This window comes from Actinocrispum sp. NPDC049592 (assembly GCF_040675465.1).
GTDB lineage: Bacteria > Actinomycetota > Actinomycetes > Mycobacteriales > Pseudonocardiaceae > Kibdelosporangium.
Genome location: NZ_JBFAPA010000013.1, coordinates 173845 through 195377, shown reverse-complemented (window position 1 = coordinate 195377; position 21533 = coordinate 173845). Strand labels below are relative to the sequence as shown.

Here is a 21533-nt window from a genome sequence, read left to right as displayed (position 1 = left end):
TCCTATGGGTGAACGGGGGCACGAGTAGCGTTAATCCTGACGGAGTCCCCTTCGAGTCGCGCGGGCGCGGGACTTATGCTCTCGCGGTGATCGACGTCCTCCCGCTCGCGGCCGAACGCTGTACGGCGTTCCTCGACGACCGCAGACCCCCGACCCCGTGCCTTGTGATCGACCTTGACACGGTGCGGGAAAGCCATACCCGGCTGCGGGACACCTTTCCCGAAGCGAGGATGTTCTACGCGGTCAAGGCCAACCCCGCGGCGCAGATCGTGAAGCTGCTCGCCAAGGTGGGCGCCGGGTTCGACGTGGCCAGCCGCGAGGAGATCGAACTGTGCCTCGACCAGGGCGCCCGCCCGGAGACGATCTCCTATGGCAACACCCTGAAGAAGGCCTCGGACATCGACTACGCGTTCCGCGCCGGTGTCCGCCGGTTCACCTTCGACAGCGGCACCGACCTGGCCAACATCGCCCGCTACGCCCCGGGTTCGACGGTGTCCTGCCGGATCCTGGTGGACAGCCCCGGCTCGCTCACCCCGTTCGGCCAGAAGTTCGGGTGTGCCCCGGAAATGGCGGCCGAGCTGCTCGTCCAGGCGGCGGCACTGGGGCTTGACGCCGAAAGTGTCGCGTTTCACGTTGGTTCCCAACACCTCGACCCGGCCGCGTGGGACGCCGGGATCGCCGCCGCGGCCGCGGTGACCGCCGCCGTCGCCGAGCGCGGGGTGACGTTGCGGGGCTTGAACATCGGCGGCGGCCTGCCCGGCCGCTACCGCGAGAACCCCCCGCCACTGGCGGATTACGCGGCGGCCATCCACGCGTCCATCGCCCGTCACTTCCCGGTCGCCCCGGAGCTGTCCTACGAGCCCGGGCGCGCGCTGGTCGCCGAGGCCGGGCTGATCCGCACCGAGGTGGTGCAGGTCTCGCGCAAGTCCGAAGCGGACCCCAAGCGCTGGGTGTACCTGGACATCGGGCGCTACAGCGGGATGGCCGAGACGGAGAACGAGGCCATCGCCTACGAGTTCCGCACCCCGCACGACGGCACCGAAGGCGGGCCGGTGATCATCGCCGGGCCCACGTGTGACGGCGATGACGTGATGTACCAACGGACTCCCTACTCGCTGCCGCTGGCGCTGCAGGCCGGCGACCTGGTGGACATCCTGTGCACCGGCGCCTACACCCAGAGCTACTCCTCGGTGGCGTTCAACGGTTTCCCGCCGCTGCGCACCTACTTCGTCGGTGAGGAACCGGATGAGGTCGGCGAGTTCGCCGGGCGGCACGTGCTTGCGGAGTTCGAGGGTGTGCCCGCTGAGCTGCTGGACGACTCCCAGTTCCTGCGTGACAGCTTGGAAAAGGCGCTGAACGAGGCCGGCGCGACGGTCCTTTCGATGACCTACAAGCAGTTCGAGCCGCAGGGCGTGACCGTGCTGGCGCTGCTGTCGGAGTCGCACGCGTCCATCCACTCGTACCCCGAGCGGGGCGCGGTGTTCGTCGACGTGTTCACTTGCGGCAGGCGCGCGGACCCGGAACTGGCCGTGCACCTGTTGCGGGACATGCTCGGACCGAGCATCGCCCGGACGAACACCATCCAAAGAGGACAGGAGGACCGGTGAGGATCGAGGAGCCGGTCGGGGCCGGACTGACCCGTGTCTGGCAGGTCGACGACGTGCTCGCCGACGAGCGGACGGCCTTCCAGCACGTCGTGATCGGCAAGACCGCCCAGGGCGTGTCGTTGTTCTGCGACAACGAACGGCAGAGCACCGAGCTGAGCCAGCTCGTCTACCACGAGGCGCTGATGGTGCCCGCGTTGCTGCTGGCGGAGAACCTGAACCGGGTGCTCGTGGTCGGCTCGAGCGAGGGCGTCGTCTGCGAGATGGCCGTCGAGGCGGGCGCCTCGGTGGTCGACCACGTGGACATCGACACCCAGGCGGTCAAGCTGTGCGCGCAGCACTTGCCGTACGGCTACACGACTTCCGCGCTCGCTTCGGCGGAACAGGGCGACGGTCCGATCCGCGTGCACTACACCGACGGGTGGGAGTTCATCCGCACGTCGGCTGAGCGCTACGACATCGTCCTGGTCGACCTCCCCGACGAGCAGGACGGCACCGACGCCCAGCACAACCGGCTGTACGGCGAGGAGTTCCTCCAGCTGTGCAAGGGTTTGCTGACCCCCGGCGGCGTCGTGGCCTACCAGGGCGGCTGCCCCACCCTGTGGCGCAACGCCACGCTGGTGCAGTGCTGGCGCCGGTTCGAGCAGGTCTTCGGCACGCCGGTGTACTTCGGCTCGGACGAGCACGAGTGGGCGTTCTTCTTCGGCACCAAACCAGACGACACAGCGCTGGACAACCCGGTGCGGCGGATGGCCGAGCGGTTCGCGACCCTGCCCTACCGGCCGAAGACGATCGACGAGCTGACCCTGCGCGGGTCGACCGTCCCGCCGATCAGCCTTCGCTAGCCGCGCGCGGGGGCGTCTGCTCAGGCGCCCCCGTCAGCTCCCGGGTGACCTTGCGCTCGGCGATGAAGGACACGAACGGGACCATGCCGGCCAGCAGGATCAGCACGGTGCGGGTCATCGGCCAGCGGGCCTTGAGGCCGAGGTCGACCGTCAGGGCGAGGTAGACCACATACAGGAAGCCGTGCACCGGACCGACGATCTTGCTGTACTGGGGCTGGTCGAAGCCGTAGTTCAGCACCATCGCGGCGCACAGGCAGAGCAGGCCGACACCGACGACGTAGGCGGCGATGCGGTAGCGGGACAGCGCGCCGGTCAGGCCGGGGGCCGCGGCGTCACGGGCCGGGCTCTCCTCATTGGTCGACACGGCGGGGTCTGGGGCGGTCATCAGGCTTGGTCCTTCGCGTTGAGCTCGGCCAGGTAGCGGTTGTACGCGGTCAGCTCGTCGTCGTCCTCGTGCACCACGACCGGGGCAACGGGTTTCACGGGAGTGGCCGCGGGTTCCGCCCTGACCTCGGTCCGCTCCCGCTGTTTGAGCCGGCGCACCCGCCACACCATGAACGCCGGGAACAGCCCGAAGAGGGGCCACTGCAGGACGTATCCGAGGTTCTGCCAGGTGCCGCTCGCCGAGGAGAACCGGGTCCACTGCCACCACGCGAGCGCACAGGCGCCGAGCAGGCTCACCACGCAGGTCGCCGCGATGAGCAACCCGCGTGCCGTCACCCGCTTGCCACGCACACCCCGACGCTAACACCCGTCACCTGAGTGACGCCGAACACATCAAGCCTTTTGAGCCGCGCGGGCGTACCCGTCGGCGAGGCCGAACACCTTCTGGCCGTAGGGGACCGAGTTGTTGTACGACAGCACACCGGCCCACCAGCCCTGGGGCGAGCCCATGTCCCGGCCGCCCACGCAGAGGTACCGCGCGGCGCCGAGGGCCGCGTCGTCGATCTGCTGCGGGTCGCCGCGGCCGTCGCCGTTGCCGTCGGAGGCCCACTTGTTCCAGGTGGAGGGGATGAACTGCATTGGTCCGACCGCGCGATCCAGCGAGGCGTCGCCGTCGTACCGGCCACCGTCCGTGTCCGCAATCCTTTGCACACCCACGGATCCGTCCAGCGGGACACCGACGATGGGCTTGGATGGACGCCCGTCCGCGCCCAGCTGGGCACCGCCGAACTGGCCGTGGTTGGACTCGATCCGGCCGATCCCGGCCAGCGTCGCCCACGACAGGTGACAGCCGGGGGTGGTCGAGCGCAGCACGAGCTCAGCGTTGCCGTAGGCCATCAGCGCCCGCGCCGGGACCCCGGTCACGGCGGAGACGCGGCCTGCCCACGCGGTGAGCGGGTCCGTGCCCGCGGCGCCCTGGGGTTTCGGTACGTCCTGCACCTGCACAGGCGCCACCGCACCGGGTTCGACCTGGGCCGCGGGAACCTGCAGAGCGGGGATCTCGGTGGTGACCGGGCTGGCCTCGGGCACGAAGGAGGTGCTCAGCGACCAGACGCCGGCACCGGCCATCCCCAGTACGAGCAGGACCAGTGCCAACCGCCCCAGCAGCCTGCGCCCTCGTTCAACCACCGCCACGGGTGGTCAACGACGAGGGCTGCCCGGCCGTTACGTACACCTTCGGGTGGCTTACGCCACGCCGTTTCGCTGTTGCCGCTGCAGACGAGCCACACACCACGCGGGCGCGCTGCCCCGGCGGAGGTGCTCCAGCACCGTCAGCGGGCCCAGCCTGCGGCTGAGGTCCGACGGCACCAGGCCGGCCGCCCGGTAGTCCAGGGCGCGCTGGTCGAGGGGGCTGATCCCCGCGTCCCACCACTGCTCGGCCTCGGCCAGGCCGCCCACCATCTGCCAGTACCCGGCCGCCGAGGCGATCAGGTCCTGCGGCACCCCAGGCAGCCGCTTGCTCATCGCGTCCAGGTACGCCGGATCGGCCGACTGCACGGCCACCCAGGACTTGGCGCCACCCTTGGACCGCTGACCCGGGATCCCAGGCTGGGAAACGGTTACCGGTCCCTCGGCCAGCCAGGTCGAGGCGATGCGGTTGATCTCCTCCGCTTCCGCGTCTTGCGAACGCTCCTGTGTCCACTGCCGAACCAGTGCGTCGACCCCGTGGTCGTCGACCATCCGTGCCTCCTTTGGGGGCGATGATCACTCGTTGCCGAAGACCGTAGGGTGGCGCGCCCTCCAGACGCTAGAGGAGAACCTTCATCAATCTCGCCACCTGGACTTTTCTTCGGTAATCCACCCGGACGGTCCAATATGGATCGCCCGACGGCAGCACTTGTGACCCAGCGTCACTAAGCGAACAGCTGCTTGACAAACGTGATGATCGCGTCCGCGCCCTCGCGCAGCCAGCCGAGCACCGTCTGCACCGCGTTCGCCGACTGCGTCGGCTGGGTGATCAGGTAGAACACCAGCAGTGCCACCACCGCCAGCAGGACTATCTTCTTCGCGTTCACCGGCTCGACTCCGTCCGCTCCGCACTCCGCCAGGCTGTCAACCCGGGCGAGTTCCTGCCCTCCCCCGGTACGCAAAACCGGCCGGACTCACTCTACGGGGGCAACCCGTTCCAGCGCATCCAGGCACACCCCGTAGTCACCCATTAGGGGACCTCCCTGAACGGGGGCATTCTCGCACTCTTCGGATAAGCGCTCCCGTGCATGAGTCACTACCAGCCACGATCTTCAGTTTGTTCAGTGAATGCCGAACTGGCGACACTGCTATGTGGAATACTACATTGAAGAGTATGACTGACGACACCCCGTTCAACGTCTTGCAGCTGCTGACCGAACAGCAGCGCGAAGACCTGTACGCCGCGGGTACGTGGGTGTCGTTCCCACCCGAACGGACGATCTTCTGGCAGGGCCAGCCGTCCCACTCCGCCCTGCTGACCCGGTCGGGCAGCGTCAAGATCACCCAGACCGCGCCGGACGGCGAGGAGGTCATGCTGATCGCGCGCGGCGCCGACGAGCTGATCGGCGACGAGGGTGCCCTGCTCGGCGAGGTCCGCTCGGAGACGGTGACCACGATGACCGAGGTGACCGGCTACGACATCAAGGCCGAGGACCTGGTCCGGTTCGTCGAGGAGAACTCGCTCTGGCCGGTGATGTACCGGGCCGTGGTGCGCCGCCGCCGCGAGTCCGACCAGCGCGCGGTCACCGCCCGGCTGGACGTCCGGTATCTCCTGGCCCGCTGGCTGCTCGACCTGGGCACCGAGGTCGGCATGCCGACCGAGCACGGCCTGGAGATCGGCTCGCTGACCCAGCGCGACCTGGCCGGCCGGATCGGCGCCTCGCGCGACGCGGTCGCCAAGGAGCTGGGCCGGTTGCGCGAGGAGAACGTGGTCACCACCGGCCGGCGCAAGATCATCCTTCGAGACGTGGCTGCTCTTCGAAAAATCGCCACTGTTCAGTCTTCGATTCCATCTCTCAACGTGTAATACTCTACACAGAGGGTGGGAGGTGTCATGACAGCCAGACCCGAGCCGACGCGCGACCTCGGCCCCTTCCAGGACATCTGGGACGCCTGGGACGAGGCGCACCAGCAGGTCACGGCCAAGCCGCTCAAGCACTTCGAGGCCGCGGCCGGCCACCAGTTCACCGAGCTGCGGGCCCATCTCGCGAGCGGTGACCGCGACGCCGCGGCCAACGAGGCGATCGACGTGATCAGCATCGGCCTCAACGTGCTGCGCTGGCTGGACTACCGGCCGGACGAGATCGCCGCCGCCGCCCGGGCGCGGGCCGGGCGCCGGATGCGCGGCCGGACCCTGGCCATCCTCGAGAAGTACGAACGCCTCTACGGCGTCTGACGGCTGGGGAGGCACCCCATGACCGCTCCAACGACACTGCCCGGCCCGACGATCCCCGTGCTGGGCGAGGGCCGCTGGCCCTCCGTGCTGCTGATCTGCGACCGCTGGTCGCCGGCCCGCGGGGCGATCTCCAAGTTCAACCGCGCCCTGGCGATCGCGTTCGCGCAGGCCGGGCACCGCACGACCTGCCTGGTGGAGCGCGCGTCGCAGCAGGAGCGCCGGGACGCGGAGAGCTTCGGGGTCACGCTGCGGATGGCCGAGCGGACCCCGGCGGGCCCGAACTTCTACCTGCCGTCCGCGGCCGTCCTCGACTCCCAGCCGGACGTCGTCGTCGGGCACGACGTGGTGACGGGTTCTGTCGCCTGGACGTACGCGCGCAAGTACCTCAAGACCTCGAAGCTGGTGCTGATCGTGCACTCCGCGCCGAACGAGCCGTACGAGCAGCTCGGCGAGATCCCGCGGCCGCGCGACGCCCGCGAGGGCGAGATCTGCGGGATCGAGGCGGACCTGGTCGCCGCGGTCGGGCCGAAGCTGACCCGGGAGGCGGAGGGCATCGTCGGCGACGGGTTCGGCAGCGTCCCGGTGCTGCAGCTGGACCCGGGCATGCACATCCCGACCACGCACGCGGGCCGCACCCGTGAGGTCCCGCGCAACATGAACGTCACCATGACCTGCCGGACCGGCCACATCAGGCTCAAGGGCCTGGACATCGTGTCGGCCGCGATCGCCGAGGTCACCGGCCAGCCCAGGCCGCGCCTGCTCATTCAGGGGCCGCCGCGGGACAAGTGCGTCGCGCTGCACGAACGGCTGCTGGTGATCTCGCAGCTGCCCACCGACCGCCTCGACGTGCGGCCGTTCAAGGAGGACTTCCTCGAGATCGGCCGGGAGATCGGCCGGTCCGCGCTGTTCGTGCTGCCGGCCAGGGTGGAGGGTTTCGGCCTGGCCGCGCTGGACGCGATCAGCCTCGGCACGCCCATCCTGGTCAGCGACCAGAGCGGGATCGCCGAGACCCTGCGGGCGCACCTCGGCGAGGACGCGGACCCGTTCATCGTGGACGTCGTCGACGACCCCGGCCGGGACATCCCGCGCTGGCGCGAGGCCATCCAGCGCGTGCTCGCCAACCCCCGCAAGGCCTTCATCGACGCCCACGAGCTGCGTGACCGCCTGGCCGGCGCCATGCGCTGGGACCTCACCGTGAGCACCCTGGTCACCCGCCTGGCCATCCCGGTCCCCCGGATGAGCTAAAGCGTGCGGGCGATGATCTCCTTCATGATCTCGGTGGTGCCGCCGAAGATCCGCTGCACGCGGGCCGAGGTCCAGGCCTTGGCGATCGGGTACTCGTTCATGTAGCCGTAGCCGCCGAACAGCTGCAGGCAGGCGTCGACGACCTTGCCGAGGCGTTCGGTGGTCCACATCTTGGCCATGGCCGCGCCGGTGACGTCGAGCTCGCCCCTCAGGTGGCGGGTGATGCACTGGTCCAGGAACGCCTTGCTGACCTCGACCTCGGTGGCCGCCTCGGCGAGGGTGAACTTGGTGTTCTGGAACCCGAACAGCGGGCGCCCGAACGCCTCCCGTTCCTTGGTGTACTGCAAGGTCTGCTGCACGGCCAGCTCCATCGCCGCCACCGCGCTCACCGCGATGATCAGGCGTTCCTGCGGCAGCTGCTGCATGAGCTGGATGAAGCCCTGGCCTTCCTGGGTACCGAGCAGGTTCTCGGCCGGGATGGTCACGTCGTCGAAGAACAGCTCGGCGGTGTCCTGACCCTTCATGCCGATCTTGTCCAGCACCCGGCCGCGCCGGAACCCTTGCGCCCCTTCGGTTTCCACCACAACGAGGGAGACGCCGGACGCCTTCTCCCCGGGGTTGGTCTTGGCCGCCACGATCACCAGGCCGGCCTGGGCGCCGTTGGTGATGAACGTCTTGGCGCCGTTGACCACGTAGCTGTCGCCGGTGCGGATCGCCTTGGTCTTGATGCTCTGCAGGTCGGATCCGGTGCCCGGCTCGGTCATCGCGATCGCCGCGACCAGCTCGCCGGAGGCCATCCTGGGCAGCCAGCGCCGCTTCTGCTCCTCGGTGCCGTAGTTGAGGATGTAGTGCGCGACAATTCCATTGTGGACGGACACGCCCCACGCGTCGTCCAGCGCCCGCGCCTGTTCCTGCAGCAGCACGGTCTCGTGGGCGAACGTGCCGCCCCCGCCGCCGTACTCCTCGGGGATGCTCAGGCAGAGCAGGCCCACCTCGCCGGCCTTGGTCCACAGCTCGCGGTCCACCTGCTTGGCCTCGGACCAGCGTTCCTGGTTGGGGGTGAGCTCCTTCTCGCAGAACGAGCGGGCCAGCTCTCGGAACGCGGTCAGGTCCTCATCCAGCCAGCTGGTCATGGGCACACGCCTCCCCGGCAGCAGAAAACAATCCGTCCGGAATGTACATGCGTGCAGGACTGCATGTAAAGTGCCCTTCGTGGCCCACCTGACCCAGCGAGAGCGCCGGACCCGCACCCGGGAGGCACTGCTCGACGCCACCATCGACTGCCTGGTGGAGCTGGGCTACTCGGGCACGACCGTGCAGGAGATCTGCCGCCGCGCGGGCCTGTCCCGCGGCGCGCAGCAGCACCACTTCACCACCAAGGCCGAGCTGATGGCCGCCGCGGTCGAGCACCTGGTCGGCCGGTTGCGGGCGGAGGTCACCGCCACCCTCGACCTGCCCCGCGAGCCCGAACGCGTCGCCGAGGCCATCGAACTGCTCTGGCGCGGGTTCTCCGGGAAGCTGTCCATCGCGGCGATGGAACTGTGGGTGGCCGCGCGCACCGACGAGGAGCTGCGCCGCTCGATGCTGCCGGTCGACCGCGCGCTGGCCCGCTCCACCCTGGACATCTTCACCCGGGACGCGACCGGTGCGGATCTGCCCCCACACCGGCTGGAGACCCTGTTCTGGCTGACCGTCAACGTCACTCGTGGCCTGGCGCTGGACGCCATGATCGGCGGCGACGCGCAGCGCCGGGCCCGGCTGCTGGACGAATGGAAGACCATCGCCACCAGCGTCTACCTGAGCGATGCCGACCGGCCCGGCCCTCGCTCGGGCCGGCCGGCATGAGTACAAGAGGGCGGCGGGGCGCGATTATGACGCCCGTGCCGAAAACTCACACTCCTCGCGGATCGCCGGTGGCACGATTGGTCCCATGACATCAGGGGGACAGCCGGTGGGACCGGTTGCGAGGTGGCCGGTCAACCGGTTGCGGCTCTACGGCGGCGGCGCGTGGGTGATCGCGGCGGGACTGGCGGTCGGCGGCACGTTCGCGCCGCTGTTCGAGCTGCGCTTAGGCCGGGAGTCGGCCGGGGTCACGGCCTGGGGAGCCAACGGTGACGACGCCGGGATCCTGTTCCCGGACTTCGGCGTGACGATCGTGGTGGGCGCGGTGCTGGTCGTGATCGCCGCGGTGCTGGCGCTGACCTCGACCCGGCTGCACCCGGCCAGCGCGCCCGTGCTGGCGGCACGGCTGATCGGCGTCGGCGCCACCGGCGTGGTCATCGGCACCACAGCCACGTTGTTCCTGCTCAAGGTGCTCTTCGAGGACACCATGGAACAGGACCGGAACGCCCTGGTCAGCAGCGGGCTGGGGATGTGGCTGCTGATCGCGTCCGCGGTGGTCGGCATCGCCGGGACGGTGCTGATGATCGTGCCGAAGCGCAGCAACTACGACCCCGACCCGGAGACGCCGCCGATGGGCATCCCGATCGTGCGCGTGCTCGAGCCGGAGTTCGACGAGCAGCCCGAAGAGCAGAAGGGCGCATGACCCGGTTCGCCGGAGCCGCGTGGCTGTTGCCCGCGGTTCTCGCGGTCGCGGGCGCCTTCGTCCCCTACCTGGAGCTGCGCGTCGGCAACCAGCAGGCGACGCTGCACAGCGCCCGGCAGACGACCCTGTTGCCCGGGGACGTGCCGCAGAGCCACTTCTACTGGGTCGTGCTGCTGGCCGGGGCCGTTCTCCTGGCCGTCGCGGGCGCGCTCACCCTGCGCGGGACCGCGCTCGGGACCGCCCGGCTGATCGGGACCGGCGGTGCGGGGCTGGTCCTGGGCACGGCCGTCGTCCTGCTGATCGACGTCACGCGGTTCGTCGTGCTGGCCGACTCGGCGGCGCACATCGAGGCGGGCACGTGGCTGCTGGCCGTGGCGGCGCTGCTGCCGGTCGCGGGCATCGCGCTGACCAGGCCGCCCCGCACGCCGGACGACGTCCCGACGCCGCCGATGGGCATCCCGGTCGTGCGCGTGCTCGAACCCGACTACGAGGAGCACGAGTGAACAGGCTCTGGGCATCCGCAGCCTGGCTCGTGGCCGCCGGGCTGGCGATCGCGGGCAGCCTGGTGACGATCAACAGCTACCGAACGCCGTACGAGACGCTCACGTCCAGCACGTGGACCATGAAGATCACCCCGGCAGTGGATCACCTGACACAGCCGTGGCAGGGCTTCGGGCTCGCCGTGGCTGCGGGCCTGCTGGCCGTCGCGGCGGCGGTGCGGCTGTCCCGGACCCGGCAGCCGCTGTCCCGGCTGGTGGGCATCTACGGGACCGGGGTGTTGTGCGCGGTCACGGTCGGCGTCCTCGACTGGTTCCGGATCCTCATGCCCAACGACAGGCTCCCGCCCGGCTTCGTCGCCGAGTCCGGACCGGCAATGTGGTTCCTCGTGGCGGCATCGGCGCTGGCCATCGCGGCTGTGGGGCTGAGTCTGGTGCCAAGGACAGAACAGTCCGGGTAGGCGTCTGGGCCTGGCGTCACCCATGAGGGATGATCTGGTCCATGTCCTGGCGCGTGCCCGCCGCGTGCCTTGCGCTGGCGTTCGCACTGCTGGCCGCCTCCGGCTGGTGCGTGCTGAGCAGGGCAACCAGTCCGTCCGACGGCACCGTCGTGAACGTCGGTGACCAGGCGGTACAAGCGCGCGCCGTGATCATCCAGCAGGACTCCGCGGACGGGCTGTTCCGCGCGGGCGACGAGGTCGTGGCGATCAACGGGCGCGGCGTCCGGGACTCCATCGCCGACGGGGTGGGCGGGCCGGCCGTGCACGTCGGCGACGTCATGCACTACTCGTTGCGCCGGGACGGCCGGACCGTCGAGGTCGACAGGACGCTGAAGCTGTACCCGATCGCGGAGGCGGTCGGCCGCAACTGGCCGACGCTGCTCGTGCTTGCCCTGATCCTGATCGTCTCCGCGGCGATCTTCACCGCCCGGCCCCGCGACCCCGCCGCCCAGGCGGCCCTGCTGAGCTCGGCGCTGGCGTTCATCACCACCAGCGGGTCCACCCACTTCCAGCTGGAGGCCCTCGACCTGGTCGCGGGCGGCCAGTTCTGGCGGTGGTACACGGGCGAGTTCGGCTTCATGCTGCTGTGGGCCTCGACCCTGCATATGGCCTTGGCATTCCCCGCCGTGTACGAGAAACTTCCGTTCCGCCGCAAGGTCATCGCCGGGTACTTGGGCGTGCTGGTCCTCTACGGGCTGATGGCGTTGTACGCGTGGCAGTTCGTCGACGACCCGCTCGGCCGCCTCGGCCTGCTCGGGTCTCCGGTGCTGCCGGTGCTGTTCTCGTATCCGCTGCTGATCGTGGGAGTGCTGATCTACCGGTTCCGCAACGTGCGCGACGGCCTGGACCGCAACCGGATGAGCTGGCTCGTCTGGTCGCTCGGCGGCGGCGCGGTGATCTACGTGCTGGTGTTCGTGCTGCCGCAGGCCATCCTCGGCCACACCCTGCTGCCCAGCGAGTTCCACACCCTGGCGTTCCTGCCCGTCCCGATCGGCGTGGCCGCGGCGATCCTGCGCTACCGCGCGCTGAACATCGAGGTCGTCGTCAGCCGCTCACTGGTCTACGGCACGTTGTCGGCCGGCACGATCGGCATCTACATCGGCCTGGTCAGCTTGCTCTCGATGCTGTTCCCGCCGATCGACAAGCTGTGGCAGCAGGCGGCCGCGGCGGCACTGGTGGCGGTCGTGGTGGCGCCGTTGCACTCCCGGCTGCAGTCGCTGATCAACAAGCGGTTGTTCGGCGCCCGGGACGATCCCTACGGCGTGGTCACGACGCTGGCGACCCGGCTGGAGCAGATCCGCACGCCCAGCGAGATGCTGCCCGCACTGGTCGAGACCATTGGCACCGCGCTGCGGCTGCCGTACGTGGCCATCGAGATCCAGTCGAGCGGGATCTACGAGCAGGCGGCCACCTTCGGCGAGTCCACCGGTGAGTTGTTCCGGTTGCCGTTGAGCTATCAGGGTGAACAGGTCGGTCAGCTGGCCGTGGCGCCGCGCACCCCGCGGGAGATCCTGGGCCGCCGGGACCGGATCGTGCTCGCCGACGTGGCCCGGCATGCGGGCGCCGCCGTGTACACCGTCCGGCTGACCCGTGATCTTCGCCGCAGCCGGGACAACGTGGTGCAGGCACGGGAAGAGGAGCGACGGCGGCTGCTGCACGACCTGCACGACGGGGTCGGGCCGACGCTGGCCGCGATCTCACTGGGGCTGCAGGCCACCCGCAAGGCGATCGGCCCGGCCAGTTCCCAGGGCGAGCTGCTGGGCACGTTGCAGGAGGAGCTGGACGGCGCGATCAACGAGATCCGGCGGCTCGCGCACGGCCTGCGGCCACCCGAGCTCGACCGGATCGGGCTGGTCGGGGCGATCCGCGCGTATGCGAGCGCGATCTCGGCAAGAGCCGATGACCAGGGCGTCACGATCGCACTGGATGTCCCGATAAGCATGCCGAGGCTGCCGGCGACCGTGGACGTCGCCGCGTACCGGATCGTGTCCGAGGCGCTGACCAACGTCACCCGTCACGCGTCGGCCCGGTCCTGCGCGGTCCGGCTGTGGGTGGACGACGACCTGCACATCGAGGTCGTCGACGACGGAATCGGACTGCCCGAGCAGCCCGCCACCGGTGTCGGGCTATGGTCAATGCGCGAAAGGGCGACCGAACTCGGTGGCGACTGTGTCGTGTCAGCGGGCAGCGGCGGGGGCACCAAGGTGCGAGCCACCCTGCCCCTGCCGAAGGAAGGCGGGTAAGGGCGGTGACATTCCAGCCCCCTGGCGCGGACTCCCAGCCCGCCCAGCAGGACCCCCTGCGGGTCCTGGTCGTCGATGACCACCCGTTGTTCCGTTTCGGGCTGTGCACGGTGCTGGCGGACGTGCCGGAGACCGAGGTCGTCGGCGAGGCCGCGACCGGGCTGGACTCGGTCAGCGCGGCCAGGGCGTTGCGGCCGGACGTGGTCGTGATGGACCTGCACCTGCCGGACATCAGCGGGATCGAGGCGACCCGCCAGATCGTCACCGAGACGCCGAGTGTGGGCGTGCTCGTGCTGACCATGTTCGACGACAGCGAGTCGGTGTTCGCCGCCATGCGCGCGGGCGCCCGCGGATATCTGCTCAAAGGCGCGGGACAGGACCAGATCGTGCGCGCGGTGCACGGGGTCGGCCGCGGCGAGGCCATCTTCGGGCCGGACATCGCGACCCGGGTACTGGGCTACTTCAACAGCCCGCCGCCCACCAACGACCCGGTGTTCCCGGAACTGACCAGCCGGGAACGGGAAGTGCTCGCGCTGATCGCCGAGGGCCAGTCGAACACGGTGATCGCCAAGGCGATGTCGTTGTCCCCCAAGACCGTGCGCAACCACGTGTCCAGCATCTTCACCAAGCTGCACGTGGCCGACCGTGCGCAGGCGATCGTCCGCGCGCGCAACGCGGGCCTGGGCTGATCACTCCACAGTAGACATAGGACGATCCGACACACCCATGTGGACACCCGGACGGTTTTTCACCGGCTTCCCGGGTTTCCCGGTGCAATGAAACCCCTTGTGCACACAGGGTTCTTGACTGTGCACAGCCAGCTGCGCCATGGTGGAACCCTAGGTGCGCGAACCCCCTCGGTGCGATGCCCACTCGGGCAACAACAGGACATCAGTCCCATGTGACCGGGACGCCCCATCGGGCAGTCTGTCCGTACACATCACAGAGCAGTGCCGGGCGAATGGGGACGTCCGGAAAAAGCGGGGAGAAAGAGAAATGCACGAGCAGCGCCGCACGCCGGTCATCGTCCGCGCCACCGACCCGATCCTGCAGAACGGGGTGCACATGGCACTCCGCACCCGTCCCGAAGTCTGGCTGGTCGACGAGGACGCCGCGACACCCGAAGCCGTCGCCCTGGTCGTCACCGACCGGTTCGACGAGCGCGGCAGCCAGCTGCTGCGCACTCTCCAGGTCCGCGGGTTCACCCGGATCGTCCTGATCGCGGGCGAGCTGGAGGACACCGAGATCCTGACGGCGGTGGAAGGCGGCGTGTGCGCGGTCGCACGCCGGTCCGAGACCACCCCCGATGTGTTGGTGCGCCTGGTAAAGGCCGCCGCCGCGGGCGAGGGCGCACTGCCCCCCGACCTGCTCGGCCGCCTGCTCAACCGGGTCTCGCGGCTGCAGCGGCACGTCCTGGAGCCCCGCGGCCTGCACCTCGCCGGGATCACCAACCGGGAGACCGAGGTCCTCAAGCTGGTCGCGAACGGCTTGTCCACCAAGGAGATCGCCGACCAGCTGTGCTACTCCCAGCGCACCGTGAAGAGCATCCTGCACGACGTGACGAACCGCTTCCAGCTCCGTAACCGTTCGCACGCGGTCGCCTACGCCCTGCGCGAGGGCCTGATCTGAACACTGGCAACGCTTTTCCGGCCCCGCTCGGGACACCCCCGGTCGGGGCCGGACGCACGCGCGCACGAGTGCCACTCCGGGACGCACAGCGGCCCCTTCCGACCGGAGTGGAGCCATTGCCTGCGGGACAACGGATCCCACCCCGACAACCTGGGCAAAAGGCATGCCCTGGCCCGAGCCCCACCCAGACACCCCAATACCACCAAAGACACGCCTCTCGCCCGAAAGGGCAGGGTGTGTGTCCCGATGAGGCGGGCCGCAAGCCCTTGGTGGGCCGGGACATGGCTAGGACACTCGTAGGGTGATCACCGAGGTGGACGACGCGCTGTGCCGGCTGCTCGGCCGGCGGATGCCGGAGGGCACGGTGGTCCGGCTCGATCCGCCGAAGCCCACCTGGCAGACCGAACGGCCGTCGAACACCATCGACCTGTTCCTGTTCGGGCTGCACGACGACTCGAATGTCCCGGCTCAGCGGGACTCGGTCCGGCGCTGTGAGCTGTCCTATCTGGTGACCGCCAGGGCCGAGAAGATCCACGAGGAGCACCGCCTGCTCGACCGGGCGCTGCGCACGGCGATGTTCGCGGGCACGTTGCCGGCCGACTGCATGTCCGATTCCCTTGCGGCGACCACGAACGAGCCGATTTTCCTGCGGATCGCGAGCACCGGGCCGGGCGCGTTGTGGACCAGCCTGGGGATGCCCGCGCGGGCCGCGTTCGTGATGAACGTCAGCGTGCCGATGGTCCCCGAGCAGCCGCCCGTGCGCACTCAGCCGCGAAGGGTGTGGGAGACGCCCTAACCGACGCTGACGCTGCGGCCGATCAGCACGATCGCGCCGATCGACGCCAGGGTCCCGCCGTTGCGGGAGAACCACGCCGCAGCGTCGGGATGCGCCACCGGTTCCCGGTTGTGCGGGGCGACCGTGACGGCCAGCTGGTAGGACACCTCACCGCTGACCGAGATCCCGTCCTCGGAGAAGTCGATCACGCTGCCGCCGGTGAACACCATCGTGGACGGCCCGAGGAACTTGGTGCCGTCCTGGGTGAACTTGTGCTTCGCGGTCGACGTCACGCTTGGCACCTCGGTGCCCAGCCCGCTGACGAACACGCCCTCGCTGATCCGGTCCAGCACCGGATGGGCCTCGGCCATCGACGGTGAAGTGACCTGCACCTGCCCGTTCAACGTCAGCGCGAGATCCACCCCCACGTGCCCGATGTCGGCCGACGCTGCCGCGATCGGTGCATCGGGCAGCGTGAAGCGGAACGACATGACCACTCCTGGCAAAGCGGATAAGTGAGGCCTGATCACGTTATGGCCAACCGGTCCGCGCCAGGGTGACCAAAAGGGCAGCACATCGGGCGAGCCCCATGACCACGCGGCAGAGGTTCATGCCGGTAGAAAAGCGGACGCGGCCCCTGGAGGGGGAGGGACCGCGCCCGCTGAGATGGCTGCTACGAGCCTGAACCCGGCAGCAGCTGGGTCGCGGTCACCGCCTTGGCCACCTGGTCGCAGTCCGAGGCGGTCGTACCGGCCACTCCGGTCTTGACGTTGTTGGCGCACACCGTGTTCAGCGCGACCCCGAGGTCACGGAAGTCCGCGGTCTCGGTGAGCGAGTTCTGCACGCCCCACAACAGCGCGATCGCCTTGTCCTCGCCGATCCCGTGCACGTCCTGGCCGTTGAAGGTGTCGCCGTCGGTGATCAGGTACGCGGTCTTGCCGACGATCAGCGAGTCGGAGAACGGCTGGTCGTCCGGTCCCACGAAGTGCTCGCCGCCGACCCGGTCCGCGCCGGGACCGCTGCGCAGGTTCGAGGCGGCCGGGTTGCGCAGGTCCCGGAAGTAGCCGGACAGGCTGCCGGTGCCGATCACCCACCGGCGCGACCCGGAGTCGGCCCACTCGTGCGCCTTGATCCCGATGAACTTGCCGAACACGTCCGCGAGGCCGAACCGGATGGACGCGGCGTAGCCCCAGTAGAGGCCGGATGTCTGGTTGATGATGCCGTCGTCGATCGCCCCGCCGACAGCGTTGAGCGCGTCCGCGCCCACCGCGTCACCGACAGCCAGCTGGGACACGCCCCACCACGCGCCTTCCCACGGGCACTGCAGCACCATGTCGTCGGGCTGGTTCCAGGTCGGGCCCTGGTAGCAGGCCCTGGTCGTGCCGCGCAGGGCCTTGCCCTTGCCGTCGCCGTAGTCCACGCCGAGGGTGTCGGTCAGGTCGATGCCGGTGTACTTGCCGTAGAAGTCCTGCGCGGTGCCGAAGTGGTCGTAGAGCCGGTCGACCGGCGCGAGCCCGGTGGCGCGCCGGCCCTCGGAGCGCGCGGGCGAGAACTGGAACTCCGAGCCTGCTCCGCAGCTGAACATCTCGCCGAAGTGCTCCGGGTCGAACCGGACCACCTTGTGGTCGGCGTCACAGACGACCCGGTTGCCGCGGCCGGAAGTGGCGGCTTTCACGGTCGCGGTCCTCTGCTGCTGGGTGACGCCGTCGAGCACCTTGAGCACTTTGTTGTCATTCGCGTTTACGACCACGGTCTGCCGGGCTTCGGGTGTGGTTCCGGCGACCTCGACGAAATACGCCGGAACGGCCGAGGCCGTCGCGTCCTCGCCGGTCAGACTGGCGTCATACCAGAACGACTTGACGCCGGTGACCCGCGTTCCGTTCTGTTTCGTGGCAGTGACTGCCGTTTCTTTGGCGGCATTCCGCGCCGCGGTCCCGTCGGCCGGGAATGACCCGGTGTGCCGGGTGCTGGCCTTTCCGAGGGTGGACAGCACCGCGCCGGTGCCGTCCTTGCCCTGGACCAGCTCACCCCCGAAGACCTGCACCCCGTCGATGGCCTGCCGCAGCCGCACCACGCTGCCGCCGGGAATGACCTGGGTCGAGACCACCCGCCAGTCGGGCGAGTCCGCATAACTCGAATTACCTACGACGATCGTCGCTGACACAGTGGCGAGCACCACTGCCCCGGCCGCGATTCTCCGCGCTGACATTTCGATTTGCCCCTGTCTTTGTCGCCGAAAACGCCGATGGAAGATCCGTCATGAACCTAACACGGACAGTAATCAACGCACCTGTGAGCAATCTGGCGAGCTATTGTCAGTCATCGGACAGCCGACCATTCTTTTCGCTCAGTACCAATTCATTTATCCGGCGGCCGGATATCCGGGAGATCGCCGGTTCTCACCTGACGGAAACATGGCCGTACCCGAGGGGCAACAGCGGACGGCGAGCCTGGAGGCATGGCGGAGACATCAGACACATCAGACACCTGGCGCCTGCGCGTCGAGCTGGACGACCACCCCGGCGTGCTCGCCCGGATCACCACGCGCCTGGCCGCCCGCGACTGCAACGTGCTGGCGTTGAGCATCCTGCCCGTCCCGGGCGGGGTGGTCGACGAGATCGTCATCCAGGCGGCGCCGGGCGTGCCGCCCGCCGATCTGGTCCGCGAGATCCGCGCCGAGGGCGGCCGGTGCTTGGGCATCACCCATGCGGATGTACGAGACCTGGTCGACCCGCCCACGGCGGCCGTGCGCGCGACCGCGATGGCGCTGGCGGACCCGTACGCGGTACCAGAGGCGATCCGGATTCTGCTCACCGCCGACTCGGTCGGCTACGAACAGGGCGAACCCGGCACGGTGGCCGACGGCGGGCACCGCGCGTTCCTGTCCCTGAGCGACGGCGTGACCGTGGCTGCTCGACGGGGCTGGGCGCCCTTCACCGACGTCGAGCTGGCCCGTGCCGCGGCGTTCACCGAACTGCTGAGCCGCAACGACATCGACCTCGACCCGCCCACGGCTGTAGTGACTCCAACCGGTGCGGGCGTGGTGCTGCGCCGCGGAGACCACACCGATGTCGACGCGGTCGGTGACCTACACGCTCGTTGCTCGGCGCGCAGCCTTTTCGCCCGCTATCACTCGGGAGTGCGAACTTTGCCGCGGCGGCTGCTGCACCGCCTGCTCACCCCGCCGCGCGGCCGGACGCTGCTCGCGGTGTCCGGGCGGGAGGTCATCGGCATCGGCCAGCTGATCCGCACGGCCCGGCCGGAAGAGGCCGAGGTGTCCCTGCTGGTGGAAGATTCCTGGCAGCACAACGGAATCGGTACAGCCCTGTTGCGCAGGCTGGCCGCGTCCGCACGAGCCGAAGGACACAGTGAACTGGTCGCATGGTGCCTGCCCGGTGAGTCCGGTTTCGAGCGAACCGCTGTCCGGGCGGGAATTCCGGTGTCGGTGCGCCAGGAACAAGGCATGGTGCGGCTCGGGTTGAGCGTGGCAGAAGGTGAGAGCGCTTCCCACACCGTGTCCACGCGGTGAGCCCACGCGAGGATTCCGCTCTGCCAAGCTAGTCTGACCGTGCAGAGCCGAAACTTCGGTGGGAGGACACTGGTGGCCGGTAGACCGCTGTCCGGGGCACGCCCGACGCTCGAGGACGTCGCGGCGGTCGCCGGGGTATCCCGCGCGACCGCGTCCCGGGTGCTCAACTCGTCGCCCCGGGTGAGCCCGGAGGCGCACGAGGCCGTGACGGCCGCCGCGCTGCAGCTGGGCTACGAGCCCAACCAGGCCGCGCGCACGCTGGTCACCCGGCGGGCCGGGGCGATCGCGATGCTGGTGTCCGAGCCGCAGGCCAAGGTGTTCGACGATCCGCACTTCGGCGGCCTGGTCCGGGCCGCGGCCGGGGAACTGGCCCGGATCGACACCCAGCTAGTGCTGATGCTGACGCACGGCGACGGCGCGCACCAACGGGCCGAACGGTTCCTGCGCGGCGGGCACGTCGACGGCGCGCTGCTGTTCACCCCGCACCGCGACGACCCGCTGCCCGCGACCGTCCGCAAGCTGCACCTGCCGGTGGTCCTCGGTGGCCGGCCGTGGGGTTCGCTGCGCGGTCTGTACACGGTGGACCATGACAACGAGGGCGGCGCGATCGTGGCCACCGAGCACCTGCTCGGCCTGGGCCGCAAGACCGTCGTCAGCGTGACCGGCCCGGACGACGAGCTGTCCGCCCGCGACCGGCTGGCCGGCTGGACCCGCGCGACCGGTGCGGACGAGCGCGCGATCGCCCGGCTCACCGAGAGCGGCGGGTACACGCGCGAAGGCGGTTACCACGCCACCAACAAACTGCTGCACCGAGTGCCCAAATTGGACGCGATCTTCGCCGCGAACGACCTGATGGCAGTGGGTGCGCTGCAGGCGTTGCGCGAGGCGGGCCGGCGCGTGCCGGACGATGTGGCCGTGGTGGGCTTCGACGACAACCCGACGATCGCCCCGCACGCCGACCCGCCGCTCACCACGATCCGCCAGGACCTCGGCGACCAGGTGCGCAAGATGATCGCCAACCTGACCACGTTGATCGACGGCGGTTCGGTCCGCAAACGCGAGGTCCTCCCGGTCCAGCTCGTCCGCCGCGAGTCGGCCTGATCCCCCGCGTGTCCCCCGTTCCTCCGCCCCGTGTCCCCCGTTCCTCCGGGGTGTGTTCCCCGTTGCGGACTAGGGACTGCCGTTGCCGGGCGGGATGCGGCTGGCGCGGAACGCGGGGATGGCCGCGGCGATCACCGCGCCGACAACGCCGGTGAACACGGCGAACAAGTAGAACGCGCCGGTCAGTTCGCTGAGCACGGCCCCGCCCGCGATCCCGGCGAGCGCGCCGAGCAGGCCGACGGTCGCGGCCTCGGACAGGACCCCGGCGAAGACCTGGCCCCGGCTCGCGCCGAAACACCGCAGCAGCGCGAGATCCCGCCGCCGCCTGCCCACCAACCGGGTGAACGCGTGGAACAGCACGACTTCCGCGAGGACGAACACGCCCAGCACAAGCCAGCCGGTGAACTGCAAGGCGCACAACCAAAGCAGCACCGCGACCGTGCCGACGGACAGCGCCAGCCCGACGGCGGTCAGCCGGGGTCCGGCGTGGATCGGGTTCACGCCAGCGCCTCCCGGACCGCGGTGAGTGTCGGCCGCTCGATCGATCGGGTGATCCTTCCGTTGTCCAGCACCAAGACCAGGTCGGCGCGCACGGCGACCTCGGGTTCGGTGGTGGCCAGCAGGATGGCCTGGTCGAGCTTGCGCACCCACATCCGCAGGAACCCCAGCAGCTCGGCGGCATCAGAGTGGGAAAGCTCACTCGTCGGTTCGTCGGCCAGCACGATGTCCGGGCGGTTGAGGAACGCCCTCGCGCACGCGACTCGTTGGCGTTCCAAGGGAGTCAGCACCGCGGGACGCAGCCGCAGCAGTGGCGTCAGCTCCAGCAACGCGGTGACCCGGTCGTACCAGGCCTGGTCGGGCTTGCGCCCGGCGAGCTCGGGCGCGATCCGGATGTTCTGGCCCACGCTCAGCGTCGGCAGCAGGCTGCAGGTCGCGAAGATGTAGCCGATCCGGTCCCGGCGCACCTTGGTCAGCGCCGCGTCGCCCATCCCGGTGATCCGCTGCTGTCCGATGTGGATGGTCCCGGCATCCGGCCTGGCCAGCCCGCCCAGGCAGCTCAGCAGGACGTCCTGGCCCGCGCCGGGCCGGCCGGTCACCGCGGTCAGCCGCCCGGCCGGCACCTCCAGATCGATCCCGGCCAGCGGGCCACGGGCCAGACCCGCGACCCGGGCGGCGAAGTCGACAGCAACCGGCATACGTCAACCGTAAGTT

General features: G+C 69.7%; 25 protein-coding genes and 1 pseudogene. 16 read left to right on the top strand and 10 right to left on the bottom strand.

Annotation, left to right across the window (positions count from 1 at the left end):
• Positions 1–8 precede the first annotated feature (8 nt).
• The 3 genes and pseudogenes from AB0J95_RS30180 to AB0J95_RS30170 all read left to right on the top strand — a co-directional run.
• A pseudogene (locus AB0J95_RS30180) lies at positions 9–1154 on the top strand (type III PLP-dependent enzyme); the annotation flags it as partial.
• Between the two features lie 60 nt (positions 1155–1214).
• Complete coding sequence (gene speD / locus AB0J95_RS30175; protein WP_364765493.1) at positions 1215–1607, top strand: adenosylmethionine decarboxylase; 393 nt, start codon at positions 1215–1217, stop codon at positions 1605–1607.
• On the top strand, positions 1604–2449 hold the full coding sequence (locus tag AB0J95_RS30170; protein ID WP_364765120.1) for a spermidine synthase: 846 nt from the start codon (positions 1604–1606) through the stop codon (positions 2447–2449). The genes speD and AB0J95_RS30170 overlap by 4 nt, the downstream gene beginning before the upstream one ends.
• Here AB0J95_RS30170 and AB0J95_RS30165 read toward each other — a convergent pair.
• The 5 genes from AB0J95_RS30165 to AB0J95_RS30145 form a co-directional block, all read right to left on the bottom strand.
• Positions 2436–2834, bottom strand: a complete 399-nt coding sequence (locus tag AB0J95_RS30165; RefSeq protein ID WP_364765117.1) for a DUF3817 domain-containing protein — start codon at positions 2832–2834, stop codon at positions 2436–2438. The genes AB0J95_RS30170 and AB0J95_RS30165 overlap by 14 nt on opposite strands.
• The gene (locus AB0J95_RS30160; RefSeq protein WP_364765114.1) at positions 2834–3184 is read right to left on the bottom strand and encodes a hypothetical protein; all 351 of its coding nucleotides are present in this window, start codon (positions 3182–3184) and stop codon (positions 2834–2836) included. The genes AB0J95_RS30165 and AB0J95_RS30160 overlap by 1 nt, the downstream gene beginning before the upstream one ends.
• Before the next feature lie 42 nt (positions 3185–3226).
• A complete protein-coding gene (locus AB0J95_RS30155; RefSeq protein WP_364765111.1) occupies positions 3227–4027 on the bottom strand; it encodes a lytic murein transglycosylase in 801 nt (266 codons plus the stop codon).
• A gap of 51 nt (positions 4028–4078) precedes the next feature.
• On the bottom strand, positions 4079–4573 hold the full coding sequence (locus AB0J95_RS30150) for a helix-turn-helix transcriptional regulator (protein WP_364765108.1): 495 nt from the start codon (positions 4571–4573) through the stop codon (positions 4079–4081).
• Between the two features lie 173 nt (positions 4574–4746).
• Entirely contained in the window at positions 4747–4908 is a 162-nt protein-coding gene (locus AB0J95_RS30145; protein WP_364765105.1) for a hypothetical protein, read from the bottom strand.
• A gap of 287 nt (positions 4909–5195) precedes the next feature.
• Here AB0J95_RS30145 and AB0J95_RS30140 point away from each other — a divergent pair, with 287 nt between their 5' ends.
• From AB0J95_RS30140 to AB0J95_RS30130, 3 genes are read left to right on the top strand one after another with little or no spacing between them, the layout of a single operon-like run.
• Positions 5196–5888: a Crp/Fnr family transcriptional regulator gene (locus tag AB0J95_RS30140; protein WP_364765102.1), complete on the top strand. Its 693-nt coding sequence runs from the start codon at positions 5196–5198 to the stop codon at positions 5886–5888.
• Between the two features lie 27 nt (positions 5889–5915).
• Complete coding sequence (locus tag AB0J95_RS30135) at positions 5916–6257, top strand: hypothetical protein (RefSeq protein ID WP_364765099.1); 342 nt, start codon at positions 5916–5918, stop codon at positions 6255–6257.
• A gap of 18 nt (positions 6258–6275) precedes the next feature.
• On the top strand, positions 6276–7502 hold the full coding sequence (locus AB0J95_RS30130; RefSeq protein WP_364765097.1) for a glycosyltransferase family 4 protein: 1227 nt from the start codon (positions 6276–6278) through the stop codon (positions 7500–7502).
• Here the strand turns inward: AB0J95_RS30130 and AB0J95_RS30125 are convergent.
• Positions 7499–8635: an acyl-CoA dehydrogenase family protein gene (locus AB0J95_RS30125; protein ID WP_364765094.1), complete on the bottom strand. Its 1137-nt coding sequence runs from the start codon at positions 8633–8635 to the stop codon at positions 7499–7501. The genes AB0J95_RS30130 and AB0J95_RS30125 overlap by 4 nt on opposite strands.
• Before the next feature lie 70 nt (positions 8636–8705).
• Between AB0J95_RS30125 and AB0J95_RS30120 the strand changes: the two genes are divergently transcribed.
• From AB0J95_RS30120 to AB0J95_RS30085, 8 genes are all read left to right on the top strand, one after another.
• Positions 8706–9347 (top strand): TetR/AcrR family transcriptional regulator, encoded by a 642-nt coding sequence (locus tag AB0J95_RS30120; RefSeq protein ID WP_364765091.1) that lies wholly within the window; start codon positions 8706–8708, stop codon positions 9345–9347.
• Positions 9348–9432: 85 nt separating this feature from the next.
• Entirely contained in the window at positions 9433–10047 is a 615-nt protein-coding gene (locus tag AB0J95_RS30115; protein WP_364765088.1) for a hypothetical protein, read from the top strand.
• Entirely contained in the window at positions 10044–10550 is a 507-nt protein-coding gene (locus tag AB0J95_RS30110) for a hypothetical protein (protein WP_364765085.1), read from the top strand. Before AB0J95_RS30115 ends, AB0J95_RS30110 begins: the two co-directional genes overlap by 4 nt.
• Positions 10547–11005, top strand: coding sequence for a hypothetical protein (locus tag AB0J95_RS30105; RefSeq protein ID WP_364765082.1), 459 nt, complete (start codon positions 10547–10549; stop codon positions 11003–11005). Before AB0J95_RS30110 ends, AB0J95_RS30105 begins: the two co-directional genes overlap by 4 nt.
• 41 nt (positions 11006–11046) lie before the next feature.
• On the top strand, positions 11047–13287 hold the full coding sequence (locus AB0J95_RS30100; protein WP_364765079.1) for a sensor histidine kinase: 2241 nt from the start codon (positions 11047–11049) through the stop codon (positions 13285–13287).
• Between the two features lie 5 nt (positions 13288–13292).
• Positions 13293–13976 carry a response regulator transcription factor gene (locus AB0J95_RS30095; protein ID WP_364765076.1) on the top strand — a complete coding sequence of 228 codons (684 nt, stop codon included), beginning with the start codon at positions 13293–13295 and terminating at the stop codon, positions 13974–13976.
• Positions 13977–14283: 307 nt separating this feature from the next.
• A complete protein-coding gene (locus tag AB0J95_RS30090) occupies positions 14284–14916 on the top strand; it encodes a response regulator transcription factor (protein WP_364765073.1) in 633 nt (210 codons plus the stop codon).
• A 301-nt stretch (positions 14917–15217) separates the two neighbouring features.
• Positions 15218–15712 carry a Pvc16 family protein gene (locus AB0J95_RS30085; RefSeq protein ID WP_364765070.1) on the top strand — a complete coding sequence of 165 codons (495 nt, stop codon included), beginning with the start codon at positions 15218–15220 and terminating at the stop codon, positions 15710–15712.
• Here AB0J95_RS30085 and AB0J95_RS30080 read toward each other — a convergent pair.
• Both AB0J95_RS30080 and AB0J95_RS30075 read right to left on the bottom strand, forming a co-directional pair.
• A complete protein-coding gene (locus AB0J95_RS30080) occupies positions 15709–16182 on the bottom strand; it encodes a hypothetical protein (protein WP_364765067.1) in 474 nt (157 codons plus the stop codon). The two genes, AB0J95_RS30085 and AB0J95_RS30080, sit on opposite strands and share 4 nt — an antisense overlap.
• A 182-nt stretch (positions 16183–16364) precedes the next feature.
• Entirely contained in the window at positions 16365–17900 is a 1536-nt protein-coding gene (locus tag AB0J95_RS30075) for a M4 family metallopeptidase (protein WP_364765064.1), read from the bottom strand.
• 249 nt (positions 17901–18149) lie between these two features.
• On the opposite strand from AB0J95_RS30075, the gene AB0J95_RS30070 reads away from it, so the two are divergent.
• Positions 18150–19220: a GNAT family N-acetyltransferase gene (locus AB0J95_RS30070; protein WP_364765061.1), complete on the top strand. Its 1071-nt coding sequence runs from the start codon at positions 18150–18152 to the stop codon at positions 19218–19220.
• A gap of 72 nt (positions 19221–19292) precedes the next feature.
• On the top strand, positions 19293–20321 hold the full coding sequence (locus AB0J95_RS30065; protein ID WP_364765058.1) for a LacI family DNA-binding transcriptional regulator: 1029 nt from the start codon (positions 19293–19295) through the stop codon (positions 20319–20321).
• A gap of 69 nt (positions 20322–20390) precedes the next feature.
• On the opposite strand, the gene AB0J95_RS30060 is transcribed toward AB0J95_RS30065, so the two are convergent.
• Complete coding sequence (locus AB0J95_RS30060; RefSeq protein WP_364765055.1) at positions 20391–20822, bottom strand: FtsX-like permease family protein; 432 nt, start codon at positions 20820–20822, stop codon at positions 20391–20393.
• A complete protein-coding gene (locus tag AB0J95_RS30055; protein WP_364765052.1) occupies positions 20819–21517 on the bottom strand; it encodes an ABC transporter ATP-binding protein in 699 nt (232 codons plus the stop codon). Before AB0J95_RS30055 ends, AB0J95_RS30060 begins: the two co-directional genes overlap by 4 nt.
• Positions 21518–21533 lie beyond the last annotated feature (16 nt).

Excerpts from the sequence above, each read along its gene's own strand:
- AB0J95_RS30165 (WP_364765117.1), bottom strand. The coding sequence starts at position 2,834 with ATGACCGCCCCAGACCCCGCCGTGTCGACCAATGAGGAGAGCCCGGCC.
- AB0J95_RS30150 (WP_364765108.1), bottom strand. The coding sequence starts at position 4,573 with ATGGTCGACGACCACGGGGTCGACGCACTGGTTCGGCAGTGGACACAG.
- AB0J95_RS30140 (WP_364765102.1), top strand. The coding sequence starts at position 5,196 with ATGACTGACGACACCCCGTTCAACGTCTTGCAGCTGCTGACCGAACAG.
- AB0J95_RS30135 (WP_364765099.1), top strand. The coding sequence starts at position 5,916 with ATGACAGCCAGACCCGAGCCGACGCGCGACCTCGGCCCCTTCCAGGAC.
- AB0J95_RS30130 (WP_364765097.1), top strand. The coding sequence starts at position 6,276 with ATGACCGCTCCAACGACACTGCCCGGCCCGACGATCCCCGTGCTGGGC.
- AB0J95_RS30125 (WP_364765094.1), bottom strand. The coding sequence starts at position 8,635 with ATGACCAGCTGGCTGGATGAGGACCTGACCGCGTTCCGAGAGCTGGCC.
- AB0J95_RS30115 (WP_364765088.1), top strand. The coding sequence starts at position 9,433 with ATGACATCAGGGGGACAGCCGGTGGGACCGGTTGCGAGGTGGCCGGTC.
- AB0J95_RS30110 (WP_364765085.1), top strand. The coding sequence starts at position 10,044 with ATGACCCGGTTCGCCGGAGCCGCGTGGCTGTTGCCCGCGGTTCTCGCG.
- AB0J95_RS30100 (WP_364765079.1), top strand. The coding sequence starts at position 11,047 with ATGTCCTGGCGCGTGCCCGCCGCGTGCCTTGCGCTGGCGTTCGCACTG.
- AB0J95_RS30090 (WP_364765073.1), top strand. The coding sequence starts at position 14,284 with ATGCACGAGCAGCGCCGCACGCCGGTCATCGTCCGCGCCACCGACCCG.
- AB0J95_RS30080 (WP_364765067.1), bottom strand. The coding sequence starts at position 16,182 with ATGTCGTTCCGCTTCACGCTGCCCGATGCACCGATCGCGGCAGCGTCG.
- AB0J95_RS30075 (WP_364765064.1), bottom strand. The coding sequence starts at position 17,900 with ATGTCAGCGCGGAGAATCGCGGCCGGGGCAGTGGTGCTCGCCACTGTG.
- AB0J95_RS30070 (WP_364765061.1), top strand. The coding sequence starts at position 18,150 with ATGGCGGAGACATCAGACACATCAGACACCTGGCGCCTGCGCGTCGAG.
- AB0J95_RS30055 (WP_364765052.1), bottom strand. The coding sequence starts at position 21,517 with ATGCCGGTTGCTGTCGACTTCGCCGCCCGGGTCGCGGGTCTGGCCCGT.